Source organism: Kitasatospora sp. NE20-6, from assembly GCF_045862635.1.
In genome coordinates, this window is the sequence record NZ_BPRL01000058.1 from 1 (window position 1) to 24906 (window position 24906).

A 24906-nucleotide genomic window follows, 5' to 3' on the forward strand; every position below is an offset into this window, starting at 1 on the left:
TCGGGTGGCAGTGCGAACGACTACGCGCGGGGTTATCAGGTGTTCCTGTCGTCGGACGGGGTGTCGTGGGGGTCGGCGGTGGCGTCCGGCAGTGGTTCGGGGGCGCTGGTGACGGTCGACTTCCCGGCGCAGAGCGCCCGGTACGTGAAGGTGGTGCAGACCGGCACGGCGACCTCGTGGTGGTCGGTCACCGAGTTCAACGCGTACACCACCGGCGGCGGCACCGGCGGTTCGCCGACCGTCCTGCCGCGGACGGGGTGGTCGGCGTCGGCGTCCTCGACCGGGGGCGGTGACGTGGCGGCGAACATGCTGGACGGTGTCGCGGGGACGCGCTGGTCGTCGGGTGCGCCGATGGTGTCGGGTCAGAGCATCACGGTGGACACGGGCGCGGTGCGGTCGTTGGCGCGGATCTCGATGGACTCGGGTGGCAGTGCGAACGACTACGCGCGGGGTTATCAGGTGTTCCTGTCGTCGGACGGGGTGTCGTGGGGGTCGGCGGTGGCGTCCGGCAGTGGTTCGGGGGCGCTGGTGACGGTCGACTTCCCGGCGCAGAGCGCCCGGTACGTGAAGGTGGTGCAGACCGGCACGGCGACCTCGTGGTGGTCGGTCACCGAGTTCAACGCGTACGCCTGACGGCGCTGCCGGGCCGGGGCCGCCACCTGTACGCCGGTGGCGGCCCCGGCCCGTTCCGGCCCGTCCCGCGCGGTGTGCGGATCGGCCGGTTTTCGCGGGTGGTTGGCCGTCGTACCGCTGGCCGGGGCCCGGTGGCGTCGCACAGAGTGGGTGCCCATGACCTCATCGCACGGACACGAACTCGCCCAGGCCAACATCGCCCGTCTGCTCGCCCCGATCGACAGCCCGCAGCTCGCCGAATTCGTCGCCGCCCTGGAGGAGGTCAACCTCGCGGCGGAGGAGGCCGACGGCTACCGCTGGCGGCTGCAGGACGACGCGGGCGACGCCACCGGGATCCGGATCTTCGACGACGAGTGGCTGATCCTCAACATGTCCGTCTGGCGTGACCCGGAGGCGCTGAGCGCGTACATCTACGCCCCCACCCACCGGGCCGTGATGGCGAAGCGCCGTACGTGGTTCGAGCGGCCGATGGAGGCGATAGCCGTGCTGTGGTGGGTGCCGGAGGGCGAGCGGCCCACGGTGGCCGAGGCGGAGCGGCGGCTCACCCTGCTCCGCCGGGAGGGGCCGGGCGCGGAGGCCTTCACCCTGCGGGAGCCGTTCCCGCCGCCGGTGGCCGCCGTCCGTCCGTGACCCGGAAAACGGCGAGCCCCCTGCCTCGCCGGGTCGCGGCGGTGCAGGGGGCGTCGGCGGCCGTGCTCCCGGGGTCGGGGGGCGGGCCGTTCGGGTGGCGCGGGGTACGCGCGGGGTCGGCCGGGTTCCGGCCGGGTGCCAGCAGATCGCCTGCGGGTGGTCTGCGGGTGGTCAGCGGGTGAGGCCGGCCTTGACGGAGCAGACCGGCCAGGCGCCGGGGCCCTGCGCGGCCAGGACCTTCTCGGCGACGGCGATCTGCTGGGCCTTGGACGCCTGGTGCGCGTTGGCGGCGTAGGCGTGACCGCCGAAGGCGCCCCAGGTCTGCGAGGTGAACTGCAGACCGCCGTAGAATCCGTTGCCCGAGTTGATCGCCCAGTTGCCCGTCGCCTCGCACTGCGCGACCTTGTCCCAGGTGGAGACCGGCGCGGCGGAGGCGGTGTTCGCCGTGACGAGGCCGGCCACCGGCAGGACGGCCAGCGCGCCGCCCATGACCGCCATCCGCACCCGGCGCTTGCCCGAGGTGGCGGTGGTGGTGCCGGCGGTGGTGGTCTCGCGACGGAAGATCATGCGGTTCCTCTCGGTGTCCCGGGCGGTTCCGGGCGGGCCACGACCCTGCGGTCGGGCCCTGCGTCCATGGGCCTTGCGTTCGTCGGTGCGGCACAACCGGCTCCTTCGACCCCGGGGCCGTACCGGCTCGCCGCACTGGTTCCGAAGCTACGAGGCCAACCCGGACAAATCCAGCATTTCGGTTTCGCCGCAGCTCACAGCACCGTTACCACCGGTACGACACACCACCGGACCCCACCGTTGAGCCACCCACCACCACCCACCCGCACCCGATGTGGCCCCCGTCACCGAAAAACCCCCGTGACCCCGCCCACACCGTCGACAGACCGTCACCACCACCCCACCCCCCGCCCACCAACCACACCCGCACCACCACCCCCCACATGGCCCCCGTCACACCGACACCCCCACCGCCGACGACGGACCCCGTCAGCCGGTCGGCCAGGCCAGCCGGACGGCGAAGCACAGCACCAGGCCGTAGCCGAGCGCGTACGTCACGCGACGGGTCCGGACGGTCAGCCGGGCGCCCGCGAAGGCCCCGGCCGCGGCCAGCACCTGCTGCCAGAGGAGCGAGGCCACGAACACCGCCCCGGCGAACACCGCTGCGGTCGCGGCCCCGGCGGCGGCGGCACCCCGGGCGGCGGTCAGGGCGGTGAAGTAGAGCGCGGTCGTGGGGTTGACCAGCGTGAGCACGCCGAACCGGAGGAAGGACCGCCGGGCCGACCCCGGACCGGCGGCCGCGGCACCCACCACCGGACCGGCCGCCCCCGCACCGTCAGCCCCCGAGCCGGAAGCCCCCGCACCGCCCGGCACCGAGCCGCCGCTCAGCGACAGCAGGCCGCGGACGGCGATCGCCGCGAGCACCACGCCTGCGCCCAGCCGTACCCACGCCTCGCCGCCGCCGAGCAGTCCGGCGAGCCGCGGGCCGACCAGCACCGCCACCGCCGCGTACAGGAGGTCGACCAGGGCGACCGCCGTCGCGGCACTCGCGCCCAGGCGCAGGCCCCGGCCGCCCTCCTGCAGGAGCAGCACGCCGACCGCACCGAGGGGCATCGCCACGCCCAGCCCCGCCGCGGCACCCGCCGCAGCCGTACTCACCAGGGAATCGACCATCGCGCCAGGGTGGCGGAACGGGTCGCTCCGGCGCGACGGATTTTCGGCGCCGGCGCCCCGGCCCGGACACGGATCCGGCCGCGCGCGCGGCTGACGGACCGGGCCCTGGGTCAGCTACTGTCCATCGCACGGATTCCCGGTGTGATTTTCCGTTATCCGGTACCCGCTGCCCGATCTCCTAGTACGACAGCAGCACAGGGCCGGACGACGGCCGACCGAGAAGGTGGACCACGCGATGGACAGTGACCGCGCAGCGATGCTGGTCGTGCAGGCCCGGGCCGGGGACCAGCGGGCCACGGACGAGCTGATCAGCGGGCACCTGCCGCTGCTCTACAACATCGTCGGGCGGGCGCTGGCCGGGCACCCGGACACGGACGACGTCGTCCAGGACACCCTGCTCCGGGCCATGGACGGCCTCCCGGGACTGCGCGAACCGGCCGGCTTCCGATCCTGGCTCGTCGCCATCGCGATGAACCAGATCCGCCGCCGCCACCACGACCGGATGCAGGCCACCGCGGGCACGGACCTCGGTGACGCGTACGGCGTGGCCGACCCCGGCGCCGACTTCGTCGACCTCACCATCGTCCGGCTCGGCCTCTCCGGGCAGCGCCGGGAGGTCGCCGAGGCGACGCGCTGGCTCGACGAGGCCGACCGCGAACTGCTCTCGCTGTGGTGGCTGGAGGCCGCGGGCGAACTCACCCGCACCGACCTCGCCGCGGCGATGGAGCTGCCGCCGCAGCACGCGGCCGTCCGGGTGCAGCGGATGAAGGGCCAGCTGGAGACCGCCCGGGTCGTCGTCCGGGCCCTGGCCGTCGCCGACCGCTGCGCCCCGCTGGCGGAGCTCACCACCCACTGGGACGGCGCGCCGAGCGCGCTGTGGCGCAAGCGCATCGCCCGCCACGCCCGCGAGTGCAGCATCTGCTCGCGCCACTGGAGCGGGCTCTTCCCCGCCGAGGGGCTGCTGGCCGGCCTCGCGATGGTGCCGGTGCCGATGGGCGGTGCCGGTGCGCTCGCCGGGACGGTCGCGCACGCGGCCGGACACCCGGGGGCCGGGGCCGCGGGCGGCCCGCCCACGCACGGGCTGCCGACCGTGCTCCGCCGCGGCGGAGCCAGGCGTGCGGGCTCCCGCGGGGGTGCGCACCGCGCGGCGGGGGCGAGGCCGAGGATCCCGCTCGCCGTCGGCGGCACCGTCGCGGCCACCGTGGTGACGGCCGCCGTCGTGGCCGTGGGCCTGCCCGACACCGCCGGCCGCACCGCGGCCGTCGAGCCCCCGCCCCCGGCCGTCACGGCGCAGGCGACGCCCTCCCCCAGCGCCTCGCCGAGCCCTTCGGCCTCGGCCTCGGCCTCGCCGTCGCCGAGCCCGACCCGCTCGCCGAGCCCGACGGCCAAGCCCACCCGGACGGCGACCCCGACCGCGACCCGGGCCCGGAGCGCGAGCCCGACCGCGCTCGGCATCAAGCAGCAGGTGCTGAAGCTGGTCAACGAGGAGCGGAGCAAGGCCGGTTGCACTCCGGTCGACGCCGACGCCGCGCTGGAGACGGCGGCGCAGCGGCACTCCGACGACATGGCGGCCCGCAACTTCTTCGACCACACGAACCCGGACGGCCAGGGCCCGCAGCCGCGCATCGACGCGGCGGGCTACAAGTGGAGCAGCTGGGGCGAGAACATCGCACGCGGCCAGGCCGACGCCGCCGCGGTCATGAAGAGCTGGATGAACAGTCCCGGCCACCGGGCGAACATCCTCAACTGCGGTTTCACCGACCTGGGTGTCGGGGTGCACCTCGGCACCGGCGGCCCGTGGTGGACGCAGGACTTCGGCTCCGCGCCGTGAGCGGGGGCCGCCCGCCCGCACGCGGGTGACGGCCGGAGGTGCGGGCGGCCCGTGCACAATGGACGGCGGGCCCGCACCGCGGACGCGCGGGCCAGGAGACGAGGGAGCAGTCGTGAGCGAGGCCGTGCGGGACGAGCGGACCAAGCGCCGGGCCATGATGATCCGGGCGTCGATCTACATCGCGGGCACGCACCTCTTCGCCGGCTTCGTGATCCTGCTGTTCACCCTGGGCGGCCGCCACTGACACGTCCGGAGGCCCGGCCCCGCGGGGGGACCGGGCCGCCGGACGGCTGTGGCGGGGGTCAGCCCACCGCGGCGAAGCCGTTCGCCCAGAGCGACTGCACGCGGCTGCGCTCGGCGGCGTTCGGGTTGGCGTTGGTGCACGAGGTGCCGGGGCCGCCGCCGGACATCAGCTCGCTGCACGGGCCGGAGTAGTGGTCGGGCAGGCCGAGCACGTGGCCGGTCTCGTGCGCGGTGACGCGGACGGAGTTGTACTGCCGGTTCTGCGCGTAGTCGAGGAAGATGTAGCCGCTGCCGTGGCCGTCGGTGCTGGCGTAGGAGCCGCGGGAGTCGTTGCCCTCGTAGTAGCGGAAGTCGGCGTTGGTGCCGGAGCGGAGCTGGACGTTGCTGACCGAGCCGTTCCAGATCTGCGCGCTGCGGGATATCTGGGACGCGAAGGACGGGGCGCGGCTGGCGTCGTAGGTGACGACGACGGCCGCCAGGTACGGCTGGGCGGCCTGCTTGGCGAGCGCCGACTTCATGACGGCCTGGTAGAAGGCCTTGTTGCCGGCCTCCTCGGCGGCCGTGCCGGTGTACGCGGCGGGGGTGTAGCCCTGCTGCACCGCGGCGGGGGCCGCGGTGGCGGGCACGGCGGCGGTGCTCGCGGCGAGTGCGAGCCCGAAGGCGGCGGCGAGCACGGTCATGGAGCGGTTCATGTGGGGGACTCCATTCGCGTTTCCCGCGGCGGTCAGGGGGAGCCGCGGGACACGGTGTCGGTTGATGCACCGATCGTGGCCCGCCGGTGCTGCCCCGGGATGATGCCAGCGGGCGATAGCCCCGGCCGATAGTCCCGGGACGCAAGGATGGTGACGGACCGTCGACCCATGATTGACATGCACTTGGCGGGAAGGCGGCGGCTGGCTATGCTCCCGTCGTGGAGCTCGACGTCAGACACCTCCGTGTCCTGTGCGCGGTGGCGGACACCGGCAGCGTACGCAAGGCTGCCCGGCAGCTCGGCATGAGCCAGCCCTCCCTCACCACCCAGCTCCACCGGATCGAACGCGCCGTCGGCGGACGGCTCTTCACCCGCGAACAGACCGGCAGCCGGCCCACCGCGCTCGGCCACTCCGTCCTCTCCCGGGCACGCCCCGTCATCACCGGCCTGGACACCCTGGTGGCCGCCGCCCGCGAGGAGGCCACGGGCGGCGGCCGCCGGCGGCTGCGCATCGGCAGCGTCGGATGCCGAGCCGTCCCCGCCTGGCTGCGCCGCGTGCACGACCGCCTGCCGGACACCGACACCACCATCCACATCGACACCTCGCCGAGCGCCCTGGTGCGGATGGTCGCCGCCGACCAGCTCGACATCGCCCTGGTCTACGAGAACGAGGGCTTCCCGCTGCGCATACCCGCGGCCGCCGAGCAGCGCGTACTCATCGCCAGGGAACCGCAGTTCGTCGCCCTGCCCGCCCGCCACCCCGCGGCCGGGCACCCGGTGGTGCGCCTCGCCGACCTCGCCGCCGACACCTGGATGGTCGACCCCGAGGCCGACCACGAGTACGCGGCGCTGCGCCGGGTGTTCGCCGAGGCCGGGCTCGACCCGCGCGTCGTACAGGTGCGCGACAACGCGACCGCCGCCGAACTGGTCGCCTCCGGCGAGGCCGTACGCCCGTGCCAGCCGACCTCGCCACCGGGGCCGGGCACCGTGGTCCGCCCCCTGCACGGCGACCCGTTCGCCGTGCGCCTGCTCTTCACCTGGCGCACCGGCGCCCTCGGCCGGCCGGCCCTCGACGCCCTCCACGCCGACCTGCGGCGCGCCTACCTCGACCTCGCCCGGGCCAACCCCGCCTACCGGGGCTGGCTCCGCCTGCACAACCGCACGCTGCACCGCCTCCTCCCGCCCGCCCCGCGGCCGTCCGACACCTGACACCCGGCGCACGGGATCCGACGGGACGTCACCCCCCCCCGGCCGGACGCAGCGCCGGGGGGTGACGCGGCGCGACACCCGGGCGGCCCGCGGCCCGCGGCCCGCGGACCACCGCACCGACTCCGCCCGCACGGCGTCGACGTGTCCACCCCGCACGCACCCCGGCCGCCCCTCCCGCCCCTCGGGCGCACGGCCATCCCCTCCCGCCCCTCGGGTGCACGGCCGCCCCGCGGCACCGCGGCCTCCGCCCACGACGGATCGGCGCGCGACGCGCCCCCGCGGATCGCCCCCTGTACGCGGCCCGGACCACATGGTGACATGTACCCGACAAACAACTCCCCCGGGAATCCCGGGACGAGGCCACACGTGCACGACCGGAAGGACCTGCCGTGATCGTTCGTCTGCTCGCCACCGCCGCCGCCCTCGCCGCCTCGGCGGCCGGCCCGCCCGCCGCGCACGCCGGCCCGGGCTGGACCACCCCGCCGCCGCCGGACAGGATCGTCATCGACGTGGCCACCGTGAACGGCTCCGGCTGCCCGGCCGGCACGGCCGCCGTCGCGGTCTCGCCCGACAACACGGCCTTCACCGTGACGTACAGCGACTACCTCGCGCAGGTCGGCGTCGGCTCGAAGCCGACCGACTTCCGCAAGAACTGCCAGCTCAACCTCGACGTCCACGTGCCGCAGGGCTTCACCTACGCCATCGCCTCCGCCGACTACCGGGGCTTCGCCCACCTGGAGCGCGGCGCCGTCGGACGGCAGAAGGCGAGCTACTACTTCCAGGGATCCCCGCGGACCGCGGCGGCCGAGCACCGCTTCGACGGGCCGCTGGACGACGGCTGGCAGGCCACCGACACCGTCGAGGTCGCCGCGCTCGTGTACGCACCCTGCGGGGAGCTGCGGAACTTCAACATCAACACCGAACTCCGGGTCGCCGCCGGCACCTCGGACCCGGCCCGGACGACGAGCTTCATGACGATGGACTCGACCGACGGCGACATCGACACCGTCTACCACCTCGCCTGGAAGCACTGTCCCTGACGCCCGGGACGGGACGGACGCCCCCCGGCGCCCGTCCCGTCACGTGCGGGTCCGGCGCCTCCCGGCGGCCATCACCAGGGCGCCGTGCAGCTCGGCCCGGACGCCCAGGGCGCCCGCCACGACCTCCACCGCCTCGGCCACCGCCGGCTGGGCGTAGCGGTCGATGGACTCCCGCACCCCGGCGATGAGCGGCGCACCGGCCCGGCCGAGTTCGCCGCCGACGATCACCGCGGCCGGGTTGAGGAAGTTCACCAGGTCCGCGAGGACCCGGCCCAGGGTGCGGCCGGCGTCGGTGACGACCCGGGCGGTCGCGGGCCTGGCGGCGAGTTCGGCGAGCGGCGGGAGCTCCCGCGGGACGGACCTGCGGTCGGCGCCGGCCAGCACGTGGCCGAGCTGCCGCCGCACCTCGACGACCGACACGGCCGTCTCCAGGCACCCGCGGTTGCCGCAGCGGCACCAGTTCGACGCCCCGGGCAGCTGGATGTGCCCGATCTCGCCGGAGAGTCCGCTCGCACCGCGGTAGATCTGGCCGCCGAGCACCAGGCCGCTGCCCACGCCGTGCGAGGCCTTGACGTAGATGAGGTCGTTGAGGCCGCGCCCGGCACCGAGGGCGCGTTCGCCGCGTGCGCCCATCTCGGCGTCGTTGGCGACCTCGAACGGCACGCCGATGCGGCGTTCCAGCTCCGCGGCCGGGTCGAGGCCGATCCACCGGGCCAGCACCGTGGGGGCCCGGACCGCCCGGGTGCGGAGGTCCATCGCGGCGGGGATGCCGGCCGCGGCGGCGAGGATCCCGCCGGGCTCGCAGCCGGCCTGCCGCATGGCGTCGGCGGCGAGGGCCGCCGCGGTGTCGAGGGCCTCCTCGGGCCGGTCGTCGATGTCCAGTTCCGCGGTGGCCTCGCCGGCGACCGTGCCGTCGCCGGTGCCGACCGCGGCCGTGATGTGGGCGTGGCCGAGGTCGATGCCGAGCACGAGGCCGGACTCCCGGCGGAGCGAGACCACCGAGGCGGGACGGCCGCGGCCGGCCGCGTGGGCGTGGGGGGCGGTCTCCTCCGTGACGGCGCCCTGCTCGCGCAGGTCGGCGACGGCGCTGCCGACGGCGGACCGCGACAGGCCGGTGAGCCGCCCCAGGTCGGCGCGGCTGAGGGCGCCGTACTCGGCGAGCACGGCGAGGAGGGCGGTGCGGGTGCGCTGCCGCCGGGCGGAGAGGGCGGCCGACTCGTGGAGGTCGCTCATAGCTGCACCGTACCGGCCGGGCGGTGATTTTTTCCTCCGAACAGATTATTTGCCCCACATCTCGCCTCTTGACGGACATAATCCCCGCACCTACGGTGAAACGGGCCGTCCGGGCCCACGCCGCGGAGCTCCAACGCCCGTCACGTCCGCACGGGAGAGGAAGCGCAGCCGATGTCCACGAGGTCCAGACCCACCGCACCGCACCTCTTCCGCTGGCGGGTGGAAATCCCGCACTGCACCGCTCAGGAGCAGCCGGAGGAGTCCGTGCCCGGCCGGGACGGCGCCCGACCCGGCGTCCACCTCTTCATCGTCGACGCCGCCGAACCCGGCCACGCGCTCGCCGAGGCTCTCGCCCGGGCCGAGTCCGAGGACGCGCGGCGGCACCGCCGGCACGCCCCGCTCGCGATCGAGCCGGACGGGGTGTCCGTGGTCAAGCTCTGCCACGTCGCCTGAACGGCCGGACCCGGCCGGACCGCGCCAGGACCCCGGCCGCCGCACCGCCCGCACCGCACCGCACCGACCCCTGCGCCGCCCACCCCTTGCACGGCCCGCCGCCTGCGCCTCCGCGCGGCCGCGCCGGGCCGGTCCGGGCTGCTCCGCGCCCGTGCGGACTTCCGATGCGGACCACCCTCGGGTTAGTTTGTCAGTCGACCTGACAAATAGCTGGAGCGAGGACGCGATGACCCGCACGGACGCCCCCACCAACTGGGCCCGCAACACCGTCTTCCGCGCCCGGCGCGTCCGCCGGCCGGCCTCGCTCGACGAACTCCGGCAGATCGTCGCCTCCTCGGACCGCGTCCGCGCGCTCGGCACCGGCCACTCCTTCAACCGGGTCGCCGACACCACCGGCGACCTCGTCCGCCTGGACGCCCTGCCCGGCGAGGTCACCGTCGGCCCCGGACGCCGGCACGCCGTCGTCGCCGCCGGCCTGCGGCACGCCGAGGTCGCCACCCGCCTGCACGCCCAGGGCCTGGCCCTCGCGAACCTCGCCTCGCTCCCGCACATCTCCGTCGCCGGAGCGTGCGCGACCGGCACCCACGGATCCGGCAGCGCCCTGCAGGGCCTCGCCGGCTCGGTGGCCGCCCTCGACCTCCTCACCCCGGACGGCGGCACGCTCCGCCTCACCCGCGACGACCCCGCCGGGCGGTTCGACGGCGCCGTGGTCGCCCTGGGCGCGCTCGGCATCGTCACCGCCGTCGTCCTCGACGTCGAGCCTGCCTTCGAGATCGCCCAGTGGCTGCAGACCGGCGTCCCGCTGGACGCGATCGCCGCGGACACCGCCGCCGTCTTCGGCAGCGCGTACAGCGTCAGCGCCTTCACCGACTGGCGCAGCGGCACCGCCACCGTCTGGCAGAAGCGCCGCACCGACCGGGAGGGCGGCGACCGCCCGGCCCTGCTGGCCGCCGGGGCGGAGCACGCCGACCGTCCGCTGCACCCGATCCCGGGCATGCCGCCCACGTACTGCACCGAACAGCTCGGCACGCCCGGCCCGTGGCACGAGCGGCTGCCGCACTTCCGGCCCGAATTCACCCCCAGCAGCGGCGACGAGCTGCAGTCGGAGCTGCTGCTGCCGTTCGAGGCGGCGGCGGAGGCCGTGGCGGCCGTCCGGGGCCTCGGCGAGCGGATGGCGGGGGCGCTGCAGATCTCGGAGATCCGCACCGTCGCGGCGGACGACCTCTGGCTCAGCCCGGCGTACGGACGCGACAGCATCGCCCTGCACTTCACGTGGACGTCCGACGTGCAGGCGGTGCTGCCGCTGATCGCGGCGGTCGAGGAGCGGCTGCTGCCGCTCGGCGCCCGCCCGCACTGGGGCAAGCTCACCTGCGCCGACCCCGCCGACCTGGCCGCACGCTTTCCGCGCGCCGCGGACTTCGCCGCGCTGGCCGGCGAGCTCGACCCGAAGGGCGTCTTCCGCAACGACCTGACGGAGGCGCTGTTCCCCGCGGCCGCCTGACGGCGCGGTGCCGCAGGTCACCACGGGGGCACGCAGGGCACGCAGGGCACGCAGGGGGCGCGGGCGAGCGCGGGACCGGCCCTGTGCGCCCCCGCTCAGCCCGGGCCGTCGTCCTCGCTGCGGCTGCCGGCACGCGCCGCGGCGAGGAAGACCGCCAGGGCGGCCACCGGGCAGGCCAGGCCGAGCCCCAACAGGACGTAGCGCACGGCGCATCCCCTCCTTCTGCTCACGAACCCTTTCGGCACGAAGGTCCGCGGGCCTGACCTCCCGGGCGGTCTTTCACCCGTGGGTGGCGGTCAGGAGCCGTTCTGCCCGCCGGGGGCCGCCGTTCACCCGTCCGGGTGGCCGGACCGGTCCGGGGCGCCGGACGCCGCGGGTTCGCCCGTGACCGCGGGTTCGCCCGTGACCGCGGGTTCGTCCGTGACCGCGGTGCGGATCCGCCCGAGGAGGGTGCGCAACTGCTCGCGCTCCGCCGGGGTGAGGGTGCCGGTGGCGGCGGCGAGGGCGGCGCGGTCGAGCTCCTCGGCCTCGCGGTGCCGGCGGGCCCCCTCCTCGGTGAGGGTGAGGAGGAACGCGCGGCGGTCCTCGGGGTGACGCACGCGTTCGACCAGGCCGTCGCGTTCGAGGCTGTCGACCAGCGTGGTGGTGGTGCGGGGGGCGTTGCCGACGAGGTCGGCGAGGTCGCGCATGCGCAGCGGCTCGCCGGAGAGGGCGAGCACCCGGAGGGTGCGCAGCCGCGACACGGAGGCGCCGTGGTCGCGCAGGCGGCCGTCGACGAAGGCGCGCAGCCGCTGGGTGGTGGCGAAGAGTTCGTCCACCAGGACGTCGCTGCTGCCGAACCGGCGCGGGCGCGCCTCTTCCTGTGCCATGCCGTGCCTTTCGCGTCCCCGGACTTTATGAGCACCATCATAGTGAGTATGCTCAGCGTTATGAGCACCCGCCTGGGCCAGCGCCGTGTCGTGCCCATCATGGCCGTCCTGACCACCTTCATCTGCATCGTCGACGGTGCGATCACCATCGTCGCCCTCCCCAGCATCGCCAGGGAGTTCGCGCTCACCCCCGCCGCCCTGACCGGCGTCGTCGTGGTCTATCCGGTGTGCCTCGGCATGATGATCCCGGCGTCCGCCTGGCTGGTGGAGCGGTACGGCGGCCGCCGCATGCTGCTGCTCTCGCTCGCGACGTTCACCGCCGCCAGCGGCCTGTGCGGCGCCGCCCCCGACCTCCCCGCCCTGGTGGCGGCCCGCGCCCTGCAGGGCCTGGCCGCAGGTCTGCTCATGCCCACCTCGCAGGCCCTGCTCTTCCGCACCTTCACGCAGGCCGAACAGGTCCGGCTGTCACGGCTGATGGTCATCCCCCAGCAGATCGCCCCGGCGATCGCCCCGCTGATCGGCGGCCTGCTGATCACCAGCCTCTCCTGGCGCTGGGTGTTCTACGTCAACGTGCCGTTCGGCACGCTGGCCGTGCTCTTCGGCCTGCTCTTCCTCGCCGAGCACCGCGACCACACGGCCGGCCGGATCGACGTGCCGGGCCTCCTCCTCCTCGGCGCGGGCACCGCCACCCTGATGTACGGCGTGTGCGCGGGCCCCGACCTCGGCTGGGGCCGCCCGCAGGTGCTCGCGGCGCTCGCCGCCGGCGCCGTCCTGCTCGCCGTCGCCGTCCGCCACGAACTGCGCACCGGCGAACCGATCCTGCGGCTGCGGCTCTTCCGCGACCGGCTCTTCCGCGACACCAACCTGATCAGCCTGGTCGGCTACGTGCCGATGATGGGCGCGATGTTCCTCGGCCCGATCTTCATCCAGGAGGCGCGCGGCGGCACCGCCCTGGAGAGCGGCAGCACCACCTTCACCGAGGCGTTCGGCGTGCTCGTGACGATGCAGGTGGTGGGCGCGGTCTACCACCGGATCGGCCCCCGCGTCATCATCGGCACCGGCCTGCTCGGCGTCGCCGGGGTCATGGTGCTGTTCGCCACCGCCGACGCGGGCACCGGCCTGTGGACCTTCCGCTTCTACATGTTCCTGCTCGGCCTGGCCATGGGCGGGGTGTTCATCCCCACCACCATCGCCTCGTTCAGCACGATCGACCGGGCGGACATCGGCCACGCGGCCACCCTCAACACCGTCGTCCGGCAGACCGGCAACGCCCTCGCGCCCGCCGTGGTGACCACGGTGCTCGTGCTCGGCGCGAGCGGCGAGGAACGCCTCCACCCGCCGCTGGCGTCCTACCAGCTCAGCTACTTCGTCCTCGCCGCGGTCGCGGTGGCGGCCGCGCTGTTCGCCTTCACCGTGCCGGACGGCCCGGCCCGTACCGCTGCGGCCACCGGCGCCCGGGCCGCCCGTCCCCGCCGCGAGAAGGTGGGCTGACAGGCCGTCAGTACGCGGAGAGAAAACGGTCGAGGACCCGCACGCCGAAGGCCAGGCCCGCCACCGGCACCCTCTCGTCGACCCCGTGGAACATCGCCGGGTAGTCGAGCTCCGGGTCGAGCAGCAGCGGCGCGAAGCCGTAGCAGGCGATGCCCAGCCGGTTGAAGGTCTTCGCGTCGGTGCCGCCCGACATCAGGTACGGCACCGGGTGCCCGGCCGCGTCCTCGGCGCACAGCGCGGCCGCCATCGCGGCGAAGGCCGGGCCGGTGTGGTCGGCGGCGACGGCCTCCTCCAGGTTGATGAACTCCCGTGTCACGCCCGGCCCGAGGAGCCGCTCCACGGTCTCCAGGTACTCCTCGCGGGTGCCCGGCAGGAAGCGGCCGTCCACCTGGGCGCGGGCGACGCCGGGCACCACGTTGACCTTCTGCCCGGCCTGCAGCACCGTGGGCGTCGCGGAGTTGCGCACCGTGTGGGCGAACAGCCCGCCCGCCCGGCCGAGTCGCACCGCCTCGGCCTCCAGCCGGCCGCGGTCGACCGTCGTGCCGAGCACCCGCTCCAGCTCCGCGACGAGCGCCTCGACCGGCGGGGTGAGCACCACCGGCCAGGGGTGCGCGGCGAGCCGGGAGAGGGCGTGCACCAGGGTGGCCACCGCGTTGTCGGCGCCGCCGCGCGAGCCGTGCCCGGCGGTGCCGGTGGCGGTCAGCCGCATCCAGGCGGTGCACCGCTCCCCCACCGCGACGGGGTAGATCCGGTGGCCGTCCGCCGTCATCGAGTATCCGCCGGACTCGCCGATCGCCTCGCGGCAGTCCTCCAGGTACTCGCGGTGCCGGGCGGCCACGAAGCGGGCGCCGTGCTCGCCGGTCGACTCCTCGTCGGCGAGGAAGGCCAGCACCAGGCCGCGCCGCGGGCGGCGGCCGGCCCGGGCCCAGCTCCGCACCAGGCAGAGGGTCATGGCCAGGGTGCCCTTCATGTCGACGGCGCCCCGGCCCCACAGGCAGCCGTCGTGGAACTCGCCGGAGAGCGGGTGCCGGGTCCAGTCCGCGGCGTCGAACGGCACGGTGTCCAGGTGGCCGTGCACCAGCAGCGGCGGCAGGGCGTCGTCCGTGCCCGGGATCCGGGCGAGCACGTTCGCCCGCCGCGGCGCCGACTCCACCAGCAGCGGCTCGGCCCCCGCGGCGGCGAGCTGCCCGGCGACGTACTCGGCGGCGGCCCGCTCGCCGGGCCCGGAGCCGTCGCCCGGGTTGACGGTGTCGATGCGCAGCAGGTCGTGGCAGAGTGCGGCCACCTCGGTGTCGACGGTCTGCGGGGTGACGGTCACGCGGGTTCCTCTCCTCGGACGGCGCCGGGCGGCGTCAGCCGTAGTGCTTCTCGGCGGCCGCGTTGGCCACCACGGTGCAGATCTTGAAGGTCCGGGCGGCCCGGGTCGCGCCGGGAGCGGTGTACGCGACCGTGCGGGGGCCGATCAGCTCCACCGTCGGGACGGCCGCGACCGCCTCGGCCTGGTGGGTGGCGTGGAAGTCGATCTCGAAGCGGTGCGGCCCGGTGACCGGCTCGGGCCGGCCGACCAGCAGGTGGTCGCGGACGGCGAGTTCGGCGCGGGCACGGATCAGCGCGGCGCTGCGCGCGGGCGGCAGGCAGACCGCCGCGTACCGGCTCACGCACTCCTTGACCGCGGCCGTCCGGGCCTCGGGCGCCCACGCCGCGGCGGCCTCGCAGGTGCGGTCGTCGCCGGTGACGAGGATGACGGGCACGCCGTGTTCGGCGGCGGTCAGGGCGTTCATCCGGCCCTCGTCCGCGTCCTCGCCGTCGATGCGGAACCCGGTGAGGCCGGCCCCGAGGTAGGTGTGGGCGAGCACCCCGGCGACACCCGTGCCGGTGTGGTAGCCGAGGAAGACGACCGCGTCGGCCTCCTGGACCCCCTGCATCATGCCGAGCGGTTTGTGACGGCCCGTCAGCAGCCGGGCCCGGTCGTCGAGGTCCTCCAGCAGCACGTTGCGCTGGGTGTCGTGGGCCTCGTTGACGAGCACGTCGTCGGCGCCGCCCGCGTACAGGCCGGCGATGCAGGCGTTGACGTCGGAGGTGAGCATCCGGCGCATGCGCTGCCAGGCGGGTGCGCCGGGCTCGACGTCCTCCGGCCAGGTGGTGCCGGTGGCGCCCTCCATGTCGGCGGAGATCAGGACGCGCATCGGGCCTCCCCGGTGCGGGCGGCGGCGGAGCGGGGGGCCTCCCCGGTGCGGGCGGCTGCGTCGGAGCGCGGGGCGAGCGGCGGTTCCAGCAGGGTCAGCGAGCCTGCGGCCAGCTCGGCCATGACCCCGAGCGGCACGGTCAGCTGGAGCGGTCCGTGCCCGGCGGGCAGGCCCGAGACGACGGGCACGCCGAGGCCGCCGAGCCGGTCGGCGAGGAGCGCCTCGACCTCGTCGGGCGGCCCGCAGTCGGTGAAGTCGCCGAGCACGACGCCCGCGGCGCGATCCAGCACGCCCGCCCGCAGGAGCTGGGTGAGGATCCGGTCAAGCCGGTACGGCTCCTCGCCGACCTCCTCCAGGAGCAGCAGGCAGCCGTCCGGCGGCAGGGCGGTGGGGGTGCCGACGGAGGCGGCGAGCAGGCTGGCGTTGCCGCCGGCGAGCAGGCCCCGGGCGGCGCCGGGCACCAGCTGCGGGCCGGTGAGCGGGAGCCCGGTGACCCGCTCGGGCTCGAAGAGCACGGTGCGCAGGTGCGCGGCGCTGGTGGGGTTGTCGGTGAGTGCGCCGGTGGCCGGCATCGGGGCGTGCAGGGTCGTGGTGCCGAGCCGGGCGGCGAAGGCCTCGTGCAGGGCGGTGATGTCGCTGGAGCCGACGAGCAGGGCGGGCGGGGCGGCGGCGAGGGCGTCCCAGTCGACGAGGTCGACCATGCGCTGCGTGCCGTAGCCGCCGCGGGCGCAGAACACCGCCCGTACCTCCGGGTCGGTGCAGGCGGCGGTGAGGTCGGCGGCGCGGTCCTGGTCACGGCCGGCCAGGTGGCCGAGGTGGCGGTCGCGGACGTGCGGCAGCACGGTGACGTGCAGGCCCCAGGACTCCAGCAGCGCGGTGCCGCGGTCGAGCAGGTCGGGGTCGGGCGGTCCGGCGGGCGCGGCGACGGCCACCCGGTCGCCGGGGCGCAGCGCGGGCGGCACGGTGCGGGTGCCCGGTGCGGGCGTCCGGGCGCCGGGCGCGGGGGTGCGGGACGGGTTCGGCACGGCGGCCCTCATCTCAGCTTCGGGTCGTAGGCGTCCCGGACGGCGTCGCCGAGCAGGATGAAGCTCAGCACGGTCGCCGAGAGGAACAGCGCGGGGAAGGCGAGCAGGTGCGGGAAGTCGAGGAAGTACGCCTGGGCGGCGTTGAGTTGCAGCCCCCAGGAGAGGGCAGGGTACTGCAGGCCCACGCCGAGGAAGTCGAGGGTCGCCTCGCCCGAGATGACGTTGCCGACGTTGAGCATCGCGACGACGACGACCGGGGTGACCGCGTTGGGCAGCAGGTGCCGGCGCATCAGCCGGAGCGGTCCGGCACCGCTCGAACGGGACGCCTGCACGTAGTCGGCGTCCTTGACGCCGATCACCTGGGCGCGCATGACGCGGGTCATGGTCGTCCAGCCGAGGGCGACCAGCACGAGCGTCATCGCGCCGAGCCCGTGGTCGGGGAAGGCCACCAGCACGACGGTGGCGCCGAGCACGAACGGCAGTCCGAAGAAGACGTCGGTCACCCGGGAGACCAGGGCGTCGACCCAGCCGCCGTGGTAGCCGGCGAGCAGGCCGAGCAGCACGGACAGGGCGAGCGCCCCGGCGGTCACCGCGAGGCCGATGACCAGGGACGGCCGGCTGCCGCGCACCACCTGCGCCAGGTAGTCGCAGCCCTGCAGGTCGAAGCCGAACGGGTGGTCGAGGCTGGGGCCGACGCGGGAGTCGGCGAGTTCGCAGCGGCCCGAGTCGTGGGTGAGCAGCGCGACGAACGGGTCGGGCACGGCCGCCATCAGCGCCATCAGCACCAGGACGGCGGTGCAGGCGATCACCAGCGGGCGGGCGCGCAGCTCCCGCCAGGCGCTCGCGGACGGCCGTGCGGCCTGCGCGTCCTCGCCGGCCGGTCCGGACGCCGGCGGGTCCGCCGCGGGGCGCCGGCCGCCCTTCGGCGGGAGCAGCAGGTCGTCCGTGGGCACCGCGACGGGAGCGGCGGGGGCCGGCTGGGGGCTACTCATGGCGGATCCTCGGGTCGAGCAGGCCGTACAGGACGTCGACGAGCAGGTTGGCCAGGCAGAACACCAGCACCAGCAGGGTGGTGATGCCGACCACCGTCGGGCCCTCCCTCAACTGGATGGCCTGGAAGACCTGCTGGCCGATGCCGGGGAGGTTGAAGATGTACTCGGTGACGACCGCGCCCGCCATCAGCGAGCCCAGCTCCACGCCGAGGAAGGTCACCACCGGGATCAGCGAGTTGCGCAGGGTGTGCCGCAGCACGACCCGGCGGCGGCGCAGGCCCTTCGCCCCGGCGGTGCGCACGTAGTCGGCGCGCAGGTTCTCCAGCAGCGAGGCCCGGGTGAGCCGGGCGACGTACGCGACGCCGAACGAGGCGAGCACCAGGCCGGGCAGCAGGTACGCGGTCGGCCAGCCGCCCTCCGTCCCGGAGACGGGGAACCAGCCGAGGCGCACGCCCAGGAACAGCTGCGCGAGATAGCCGACGATGTACACCGGCACGGCGATCACCACGGTGGTGCCGGCGAGGACGGCGTTGTCGGCCCAGCGGCCCTTGCGCAGCGCGGCCCACACACCGAGGGCGACACCGAGCACGGTCTCCAGGAACCAGGCGGTCAGGCCGAGCCGCAGGGTGACCTGCCAGCGGCCCGCGAGCGTCTGCGCGACCGGCTCGCCGGTGAACGTGCTGCCGAGGTCGCCGGTCAGCAGGCCGCCCAGGTAGGCGAAGTACCGGACGAACAGCGGGTCGTCGAGGTGGTACCGCTCGTGGAGCTCTGCGAGGACGGCGGGCGGCACGGGCCGGTCGCCGGCGAGTCCCTGGATCGGGTCGCCGGGCAGCACGAAGACCATGGTGTGGATGAGGAAGGTGGTGGCCAGCAGTACGGGGATGGCGTACAGCAGGCGTCGGGCGATGTAGCGGCCCATCAAGGCGCCCCCGGTTCTCGAGTGGTCGTGTCCGGCCCGTCGTCCCTGCCGGCCGGTCAGTCGGTTCAGTGCCGCACGGTCACCTTCTCCAGGTGCAGCCCGGCGACGTACGGGTCGACGGTGACGTTGCCGACCCGGCTGCTCCAGGCGGTCTGGTCCTGCCAGTTCCACAGCGGGATGAGCGGCAGCTCGGCGAGCGCGATGTCCTCGGCGCGGTGGTACTGGGCGATGCTCTCCGCCGGGGTGGCGGCGGCGTTGCCGCGGGCGAGGGCGTCGTCGAAGTCCGCGTTCGACCAGCCGGTGCGGTTGTCGCGGCCGAGCAGTCCGGCCAGGTAGTTCTGCACGCTGGGGTAGTCGACCACCCAGTTCTGCCGGTACGGGCCGGTGGCCTTGCGGCCGTTGAGGATCGGGCCGAGGTCGGCACCGGACATCTTGCGGAAGGCGATGTCGCGGATGCCGAGGTTCTGCTTCAGCTCGTTGGCCACGGCCGTCATCCACTGCTCGTACGTGGGGTCGGAGTTGGCGAAGTACAGCTCCAGGGTGCCGGTGAAGCCGCCGGCCCGGTCGAAGAGCGCCCTGGCCTCGTCGGGCCGGTAGGCGCAGGTGTCGCCGCAGGCGCCGTCCCGGTGGCCGGGGATCATCGAGGCGACCAGGGAGTCGGCCGGGGCGAACACCTCGTTGAAGATCGCCCGGGTGATGCCCTTGCGGTCGATCGCCATCGAGATCGCGCGCCGGAGCTCGGGCCGGGCGTAGCGGGCGTCCCACAGCGGGAGGCCGAGGTAGTCCATGGTGCCGCTGGGCCGCACGGTGTAGCGGCGGCCGAACGTGCGCTTCGCCTCGTAGGCCCGCGCGGCCGGCACGTTGGTCATGAAGTCGACGTGCCCGGCGCGGAGTTCGGTGAAGGCGGTGTCCTTGCTGGTGAAGATGCGGAAGTGCACCCCGTCGGCCGTCGGCGGCCGCAGCCCGGCATAGCCGGGCGCCCGGCGCAGGTCGATCCGCTGGTTGTGCTGCCAGTCGCCGTCCATCGCGAAGGGCCCGTTGCCCACCGGGTGCCGGTCGTAGCCGGCCGGGTCGGCGAACGCGACCGCGGGCAGCGGCGCGAACGCCGGGAACGCCAGCAGCATCGGGAACTGGCTGAACGGCGCGCCGAGGGTGACCCGCAGCGTGCTGTCGTCGACGACGTCGAGGCCGCGGAGTTCGCTCGTGGGCGGCTCCGCGCCGTCGGCCGGGTTGAGCTCGGCGTAGCCGTCGATCTGTGTGAAGTACCCGTTGGTCTCCCACCCGTTGGGACCGTACGCCGCGGCGTTCCAGGCGGCGGCGAAGCTCCGCGCAGTGACGGGCTCGCCGTTGTGGAAGACGCCGCCGGGCCGCAGCCGCAGCGTCCAGACCCGCTGGTCGTCGGAGGTGACGGACTCCGCGGCGAGCGGCACGGCGTGGCCGTCCGCCGGGTCGAGGCTGACCGGTGTGTCGAACAGCCCCTGGATGACCTGCAGGGCGTAACTGCTCGTGGTGCGGCCGGGGGTGAGGTGGTCGGGCTCGGTGAGCGCCACGGTGTAGCTGCCGCCGGGCACGGCCGGCGGGTCGGGGAGGTCGTCGCTGCCGGTGCGCCGGGCGCAGCCCGGCAGGAGCGCCAGCAGCAGGGCGAGCAGGGCGGGGGCGGCGCGCCGGTGGTGCGGGCGGGTCAGCACCGCGCCTCCGTGAAGCAGGTGTTCTCCCAGTCGTGGCGGTCCGCCGTACCGGCCGGGCCGGTACGGGTGGTGGGCGCCTCCGCCGCGGCGGGCGCGGCCGCCGTGCCGCCGGCGAGGCGCACCGCGAAGGCGTCGATGACGGGCCGCGGACTCGTCCCGGCGAAGTTGTCGACCAGGACGGCGAACGCCAGCGGGTGCCCGTCGGGGGTGTCGACGTAGCCGGTGAGGGCGTCGACACCGGTCATGGAGCCGGTCTTGGCGTGCACCCTGCCCTCCGCGGCGGTGCCGCGCAGCCGGTTGGTGAGCGTGCCGCCGACCATCCGGCGGGCGTCGCCGGCCACCGGCAGCGCGTCGTACCAGGTGGTGAACCAGGTCTGGCGGCGGGCGAATTCGAGCAGTGCGGCGAGCCGGCGGGCGCTGAGCAGGTTGTGCCGGGAGAGGCCGGAGCCGTCGACCTGCCGTGCCTCGCCCGCCTCCAGGCCGCTGCGGTGGAGGAACGCCCGCACCTGTTCGGTGCCGGCCGCCCAACTGCCTTCGCCGCCACGGACCTTGCCGATCTCCTTGACCAGGTGCTCCGCGATGCCGTTGTTGCTGAGCTTGAGGAAGGGCGTGAGCAGCGCGGACAGCGGCGCGGAGTCGTGGGCCGCGAGCGGTGCGGCACCGTCCGGGGCCGGGCCCTCGGCGACGGCTCCGCGGACGGTGACGCCGTGCCGGGCGAGGGCCGCGGCGAAGACGGCCGCGGCGATCCGGGCGGGGCCGTCCACGGCGATCCACTCGTCGCCGGGCGCGGCGTCGGCGGGCACGCTGCCGGACAGCACCAGGTCGTTGCCGCCGGGCCGCCGGGCGACGTCGACGGTGCGGGCACCGCCCGCCGGGCCGGTCCCGACCTGCCCGGTGAGGCGTACGGGCGCCTCCTCGGGGGTGACGCGCACCGTGGCGGGGCGGCCGGCCGCCCCGCCGGGCGTCACGGTCAGGCGCACGGTGCCCGGGTCGTAGTCGCCGTCGGTGGTCAGGGTGAGGGCGGAGATCTGCGGGCTGTAGTACGCGGCCTGGTCGTCCCACGCCCAGCTCGGGCCGAGCGGCACGTCGTCGTAGCGGGTGGCGTCGGCCAGCAGGCCGCCGTTGACGGTGGTGACCCCGGCGGCGGCCACCTGGGCGGCCAGGGCGTCGAGGTCGGCGGGCAGCAGGGTCGGGTCGCCGCCGCCGCGCAGGACGAGGTCGCCGTCGACGACGGCGCCGGTGCGGCGGCCCACGGCGAGCACCTCGGTGCGGAACCGGTGGTCGGGCCCGAGCAGGTCGAGGGCGGCCGCGGCGGTGACGGTCTTCTGCGTGGAGGCGGGCAGCATCAGCGCACCGGACGCCCGCTCGTACAGCACCTCGCCGGTGGCGGGGTCGGTGACGAGCGCGGACACCTGGGCGCCCGCCAGCCGGGCGTCGCCGAGGAGCCGGTCGAGGTCGGCGGCGAGCGGGCCGGCTGCCGCGGCGGCCCGGGGCAGCGTGCCGGGTGCCGCCTCCGCCGGGGTCAGCGCGACGAGGACGGCGGCGAGCGGCACGGCCAGCAGCCGGGCCGGAAGGGTGAGCACGGTGATTGCCTCCAGGGAGCTGGGCCGGGCAGGCACCACCTTCGCGCCGACGGTCCGTCACCACGGTCCGTCGGCACCGCGACCGCCCGGAATTCCCCCGCACGGACCACTCCGGCGGTGTGTCGGTGACGGCCCGGCGGCAGGCCCGGGGAGAGTGGGGGTCCGTTCGCGGCGGCGGTCGCGTCGAGCCGAGGAGCCCGCATGGTGTCGTTCCCTCCGGCCCCGCCGAGCCGGCGCGCGTTCCTGGCGGGCTGCGGGGCGCTGGGCGCCGTCCTCGCCGGGGGCGCGGCGGCCACGGCGGAAGCCGGGGCCACGGCGGACGGCGCCACGACGGACGGCGGGGCGGACGGCGAGGCGGACAGCGGGGGTGCGGCGGTGCGACGGATGCGCGGCCTGTGGATCGCCTCGGTCGAGCACCGGGACTGGCCGCCCGCACCGGGCCTGTCGCCGGAGCGGCTCCGGGAGACGTTCACCGAGCACCTGGACGCGGCGCGGGCCGCGGGCGTCAACGCCGTGTTCGTGCAGATCCGGCCCACCGCGGACGCCTTCTGGCCGTCCCCCTTCGAGCCGTGGTCGCAGTGGCTGACCGGGGTGCAGGGCCGGGATCCGGGCTTCGACCCGCTGGCGTTCATGGTGGCGGCCGCGCACGCCCGCGGCCTCGCCTTCCACGGCTGGTTCAACCCGTACCGCATCGCCACGCACGCCGACCCGGGTGCGCTCGTGCCCGGGCACCCGGCGCGGCGGCACCCCGACTGGGCGGTCGCGTACGGCGGCCGGCTCTACTACGACCCGGGGATGCCGGCGGCACGGGCGTTCGTGCAGCGGGCCGTGCTCGACGCGGTGGCCCGCTACGACCTCGACGGCGTGCACCTGGACGACTACTTCTACCCGTACCCGGTGGCCGGCGAGGACTTCCCCGACGGCGCGTCGTTCGCCGCGTACGGCGGCGCGTACGCGGGCACGGCGGGCGGCCGCGGCGACTGGCGGCGGCACAACGTCGACCTGATGATCCGCGAACTCCGCGACCTCGTACGGGCCGTCAGGCCGCAGGCCGCGTTCGGCGTGAGCCCGTTCGGGGTGTGGCGCAACGCGTCGTCCGACCCGGCGGGCTCGGACACCGAGGCGTTCCAGTCGTACGACGGCGTGTACGCCGACACCCGCGGCTGGGTGCGGGACGGCCTGCTCGACTACGTCGCCCCGCAGCTCTACTGGCACCTCGGACATCCGCAGGCCGACTACGGCGTGCTGGCCCGCTGGTGGGCCGCGCAGACCGCGGACGGCGACACCCAGCTGTGGATCGGGCAGGCCGCCTACAAGGCGGGCACCGCCGGACAGCCCGCGGCCTGGCAGGACCCGGCCGAGCTGTCACGGCACCTGGCGCTGGCCGACGGCCTCCCCCGGATCGGCGGCGACATCCTCTTCGGCGCCCGCGACCTGCGGGCCGACCGGCTCGGTTCGGTCTCGCGCCTCACCGCCGACCACTGGCGGCGGCCCGCGCTCGCCCCGCTGCTCCCCCGGCTCGCCGGCGGCCCGGCGCCGGCCCGCCCGGTGCTGCGGCCGTACGGCGACGGGCTGCGGGTGACGGCCGGCGCCGGGGCGGGCCTCCCGGCGCCGTTCACGTACGCGCTCCGGCGCAGCGACGACGCCGCCGCCGCGACAGGCAACGCGACCGGTAATGCGACCGGCGATGCAGCTGGCACCGCGGCCGTCGGTGTGCTGACGGCCGTCCTCCCGGCGGGCGGGGACGGGCTGCACCGGGTTCCGGCCGCCGGGGCCTGGTACACCGCCTCCGCGCTCGACCGTGCGGGACGCGAGAGCCCGCGGAGCCCCGCCGTCCGGTGGTGACCCGACCGGCCCGCCGCGAGCCCACCGGCGCCGGGGCGGCGTCCCGGGAGGGGGCGCGGGCGCGACCGGCCCGGCCGGGGTCCGCCGGGATCGCCCGCGGCCGTCCTACCGTGGGAGCCGTGACCACGCCGACGCCTCCGCCCGGCAGCCCGCGCGGGGCCCTCCCCCGGCGGGCCGTGCTGCTCGGGCTCGGCGGGGCGCTGCTGGGCGCGTGCACCGGGGCGCCGCCGTCCGGGTCGTCCTCGGAGCCCGGGTCGTCCTCGGCCTCCGGATCGGGTCGGCCCTCCGGCTCCGCGGCACCGTCCGCAACTCCGTCCGGGGCCGCGCTGCCGTCGACCACGGTGTGGCGGCCGGGCCCCGGCGAGGTGCGGCCCGAGATCAAACTGCGGGCGGTCGAACTCGTCGAGGCGATCGGTGCATGGCCGCCCGGGCAGCAGGGCGTCGAGGCCGCGCGCGCCCGGGTGTCCGCCCTCGGCCTCGACCCCGCGCTCGCCGAGCAGGCGGCGGCCCTGCTCGGCCCCGGCACGCAGGCGGCGCTCCAGGTCGTCAACGCGCAGTACGGCGGCCTGCTGCTCGACTCCGCGAGCGTGATGGTCGTCTGCCGGCAGTGGACGGCCGCGCCGGGCGGCGGCACCACCGCGGGCGGCACCACGGTCGACGTGCGGCTGCGGCAGGCCTCGCCGCGCTGGAACGTGACCTCGCTGCACCCGGCCGAGCCGGGGCCGCCGGCCGCGGACCTGTCCACGGCGGCGCAGCGGGTGCTGGCGGAGCCGCGGATCCAGCTGCCGCCCGCCGCCGTGGCCGACGTCCGGGCGGGCACCGTGCACGACAGCGTGCTGGAGTCGATGCTGACGCTCGCCCGCTCGCACACCTTCGCGGTGACGGTGCTGAGCTCGGGCCATCCGCTGGACGTCTTCGGCACCACCCGGCCGAGCGACCACCCGCCGGGCCGGGCGGTCGACGTCTGGCAGATCGACGGCCGGGCGGTGGTGGACCCGGGGACGCCGCACGCACTGGTCGACGACTTCATGCGGGAGGCCGCGGCCACCGGCTCGTACAACGTCGGCGGCCCCCGCCGGCTCTCCGGCGGGCAGGCACCGAACCAGTTCTTCTCCGACGAGACCCACCGCGACCACGTGCACGTGGGATTCAGGACATGACGGC

23 protein-coding genes are annotated in these 24906 nt (G+C 75.6%); 11 read left to right on the plus strand and 12 right to left on the minus strand.

Annotated elements, in window-relative coordinates:
- The coding region (locus SNE206_RS30710; RefSeq protein WP_407916803.1) for a discoidin domain-containing protein at positions 1-633 on the plus strand (633 nt) is incomplete at its 5' end.
- 156 nt (positions 634-789) lie between these two features.
- Positions 790-1263, plus strand: coding sequence for a DUF3291 domain-containing protein (locus SNE206_RS30715; protein ID WP_407916804.1), 474 nt, complete (start codon positions 790-792; stop codon positions 1261-1263).
- A gap of 171 nt (positions 1264-1434) precedes the next feature.
- Here the strand turns inward: SNE206_RS30715 and SNE206_RS30720 are convergent, their stop codons facing one another.
- Both SNE206_RS30720 and SNE206_RS30725 read right to left on the minus strand, forming a co-directional pair.
- Positions 1435-1830, minus strand: coding sequence for a transglycosylase family protein (locus tag SNE206_RS30720; RefSeq protein ID WP_407916805.1), 396 nt, complete (start codon positions 1828-1830; stop codon positions 1435-1437).
- A 429-nt stretch (positions 1831-2259) separates the two neighbouring features.
- Positions 2260-2943, minus strand: coding sequence for a lysine transporter LysE (locus SNE206_RS30725; RefSeq protein WP_407916806.1), 684 nt, complete (start codon positions 2941-2943; stop codon positions 2260-2262).
- 235 nt (positions 2944-3178) lie between these two features.
- Here SNE206_RS30725 and SNE206_RS30730 point away from each other — a divergent pair, with 235 nt between their 5' ends.
- Positions 3179-4774: a sigma-70 family RNA polymerase sigma factor gene (locus tag SNE206_RS30730; protein WP_407916807.1), complete on the plus strand. Its 1596-nt coding sequence runs from the start codon at positions 3179-3181 to the stop codon at positions 4772-4774.
- A 112-nt stretch (positions 4775-4886) separates the two neighbouring features.
- A complete protein-coding gene (locus SNE206_RS30735) occupies positions 4887-5018 on the plus strand; it encodes a DUF6126 family protein (RefSeq protein ID WP_407916808.1) in 132 nt (43 codons plus the stop codon).
- A 58-nt stretch (positions 5019-5076) separates the two neighbouring features.
- On the opposite strand, the gene snpA is transcribed toward SNE206_RS30735, so the two are convergent.
- Positions 5077-5709 carry a snapalysin gene (gene snpA, locus SNE206_RS30740; protein ID WP_407916809.1) on the minus strand — a complete coding sequence of 211 codons (633 nt, stop codon included), beginning with the start codon at positions 5707-5709 and terminating at the stop codon, positions 5077-5079.
- Positions 5710-5927: 218 nt separating this feature from the next.
- On the opposite strand from snpA, the gene SNE206_RS30745 reads away from it, so the two are divergent.
- Positions 5928-6917: a LysR family transcriptional regulator gene (locus SNE206_RS30745; RefSeq protein ID WP_407916810.1), complete on the plus strand. Its 990-nt coding sequence runs from the start codon at positions 5928-5930 to the stop codon at positions 6915-6917.
- Positions 6918-7309: 392 nt separating this feature from the next.
- Positions 7310-7957: a DUF4360 domain-containing protein gene (locus tag SNE206_RS30750; protein WP_407916859.1), complete on the plus strand. Its 648-nt coding sequence runs from the start codon at positions 7310-7312 to the stop codon at positions 7955-7957.
- Positions 7958-7996: 39 nt separating this feature from the next.
- Here the strand turns inward: SNE206_RS30750 and SNE206_RS30755 are convergent, their stop codons facing one another.
- Positions 7997-9190 carry an ROK family transcriptional regulator gene (locus SNE206_RS30755; RefSeq protein WP_407916811.1) on the minus strand — a complete coding sequence of 398 codons (1194 nt, stop codon included), beginning with the start codon at positions 9188-9190 and terminating at the stop codon, positions 7997-7999.
- A 171-nt stretch (positions 9191-9361) separates the two neighbouring features.
- Between SNE206_RS30755 and SNE206_RS30760 the strand changes: the two genes are divergently transcribed.
- Positions 9362-9643, plus strand: coding sequence for a hypothetical protein (locus SNE206_RS30760; protein WP_407916812.1), 282 nt, complete (start codon positions 9362-9364; stop codon positions 9641-9643).
- A 187-nt stretch (positions 9644-9830) separates the two neighbouring features.
- Positions 9831-11144 (plus strand): D-arabinono-1,4-lactone oxidase, encoded by a 1314-nt coding sequence (locus SNE206_RS30765; protein WP_407916813.1) that lies wholly within the window; start codon positions 9831-9833, stop codon positions 11142-11144.
- A 329-nt stretch (positions 11145-11473) separates the two neighbouring features.
- Here the strand turns inward: SNE206_RS30765 and SNE206_RS30770 are convergent, their stop codons facing one another.
- On the minus strand, positions 11474-12013 hold the full coding sequence (locus SNE206_RS30770) for a MarR family winged helix-turn-helix transcriptional regulator (RefSeq protein ID WP_407916814.1): 540 nt from the start codon (positions 12011-12013) through the stop codon (positions 11474-11476).
- Between the two features lie 60 nt (positions 12014-12073).
- On the opposite strand from SNE206_RS30770, the gene SNE206_RS30775 reads away from it, so the two are divergent.
- Positions 12074-13504, plus strand: a complete 1431-nt coding sequence (locus SNE206_RS30775; RefSeq protein ID WP_407916815.1) for a DHA2 family efflux MFS transporter permease subunit — start codon at positions 12074-12076, stop codon at positions 13502-13504.
- Between the two features lie 7 nt (positions 13505-13511).
- On the opposite strand, the gene SNE206_RS30780 is transcribed toward SNE206_RS30775, so the two are convergent.
- From SNE206_RS30780 to dacB, 7 genes are all read right to left on the minus strand, one after another.
- On the minus strand, positions 13512-14822 hold the full coding sequence (locus SNE206_RS30780; protein WP_407916816.1) for a M20/M25/M40 family metallo-hydrolase: 1311 nt from the start codon (positions 14820-14822) through the stop codon (positions 13512-13514).
- Between the two features lie 34 nt (positions 14823-14856).
- Entirely contained in the window at positions 14857-15690 is an 834-nt protein-coding gene (locus SNE206_RS30785; RefSeq protein ID WP_405014500.1) for a M55 family metallopeptidase, read from the minus strand.
- Positions 15678-16727 carry an LD-carboxypeptidase gene (locus tag SNE206_RS30790; protein ID WP_407916817.1) on the minus strand — a complete coding sequence of 350 codons (1050 nt, stop codon included), beginning with the start codon at positions 16725-16727 and terminating at the stop codon, positions 15678-15680. The genes SNE206_RS30785 and SNE206_RS30790 overlap by 13 nt, the downstream gene beginning before the upstream one ends.
- Complete coding sequence (locus SNE206_RS30795; protein ID WP_407916818.1) at positions 16724-17707, minus strand: ABC transporter permease; 984 nt, start codon at positions 17705-17707, stop codon at positions 16724-16726. The genes SNE206_RS30790 and SNE206_RS30795 overlap by 4 nt, the downstream gene beginning before the upstream one ends.
- Positions 17700-18626 (minus strand): ABC transporter permease, encoded by a 927-nt coding sequence (locus SNE206_RS30800; RefSeq protein ID WP_407916819.1) that lies wholly within the window; start codon positions 18624-18626, stop codon positions 17700-17702. The genes SNE206_RS30795 and SNE206_RS30800 overlap by 8 nt, the downstream gene beginning before the upstream one ends.
- A gap of 65 nt (positions 18627-18691) precedes the next feature.
- On the minus strand, positions 18692-20314 hold the full coding sequence (locus tag SNE206_RS30805) for an ABC transporter substrate-binding protein (protein ID WP_407916820.1): 1623 nt from the start codon (positions 20312-20314) through the stop codon (positions 18692-18694).
- Positions 20308-21897: a D-alanyl-D-alanine carboxypeptidase/D-alanyl-D-alanine-endopeptidase gene (dacB, locus tag SNE206_RS30810; protein ID WP_407916821.1), complete on the minus strand. Its 1590-nt coding sequence runs from the start codon at positions 21895-21897 to the stop codon at positions 20308-20310. Before dacB ends, SNE206_RS30805 begins: the two co-directional genes overlap by 7 nt.
- Positions 21898-22098: 201 nt before the next feature.
- On the opposite strand from dacB, the gene SNE206_RS30815 reads away from it, so the two are divergent.
- Positions 22099-23742: a glycoside hydrolase family 10 protein gene (locus SNE206_RS30815; RefSeq protein WP_407916822.1), complete on the plus strand. Its 1644-nt coding sequence runs from the start codon at positions 22099-22101 to the stop codon at positions 23740-23742.
- Between the two features lie 119 nt (positions 23743-23861).
- Positions 23862-24902 carry a hypothetical protein gene (locus SNE206_RS30820; RefSeq protein ID WP_407916823.1) on the plus strand — a complete coding sequence of 347 codons (1041 nt, stop codon included), beginning with the start codon at positions 23862-23864 and terminating at the stop codon, positions 24900-24902.
- The last annotated feature ends 4 nt before the right edge of the window (positions 24903-24906 follow it).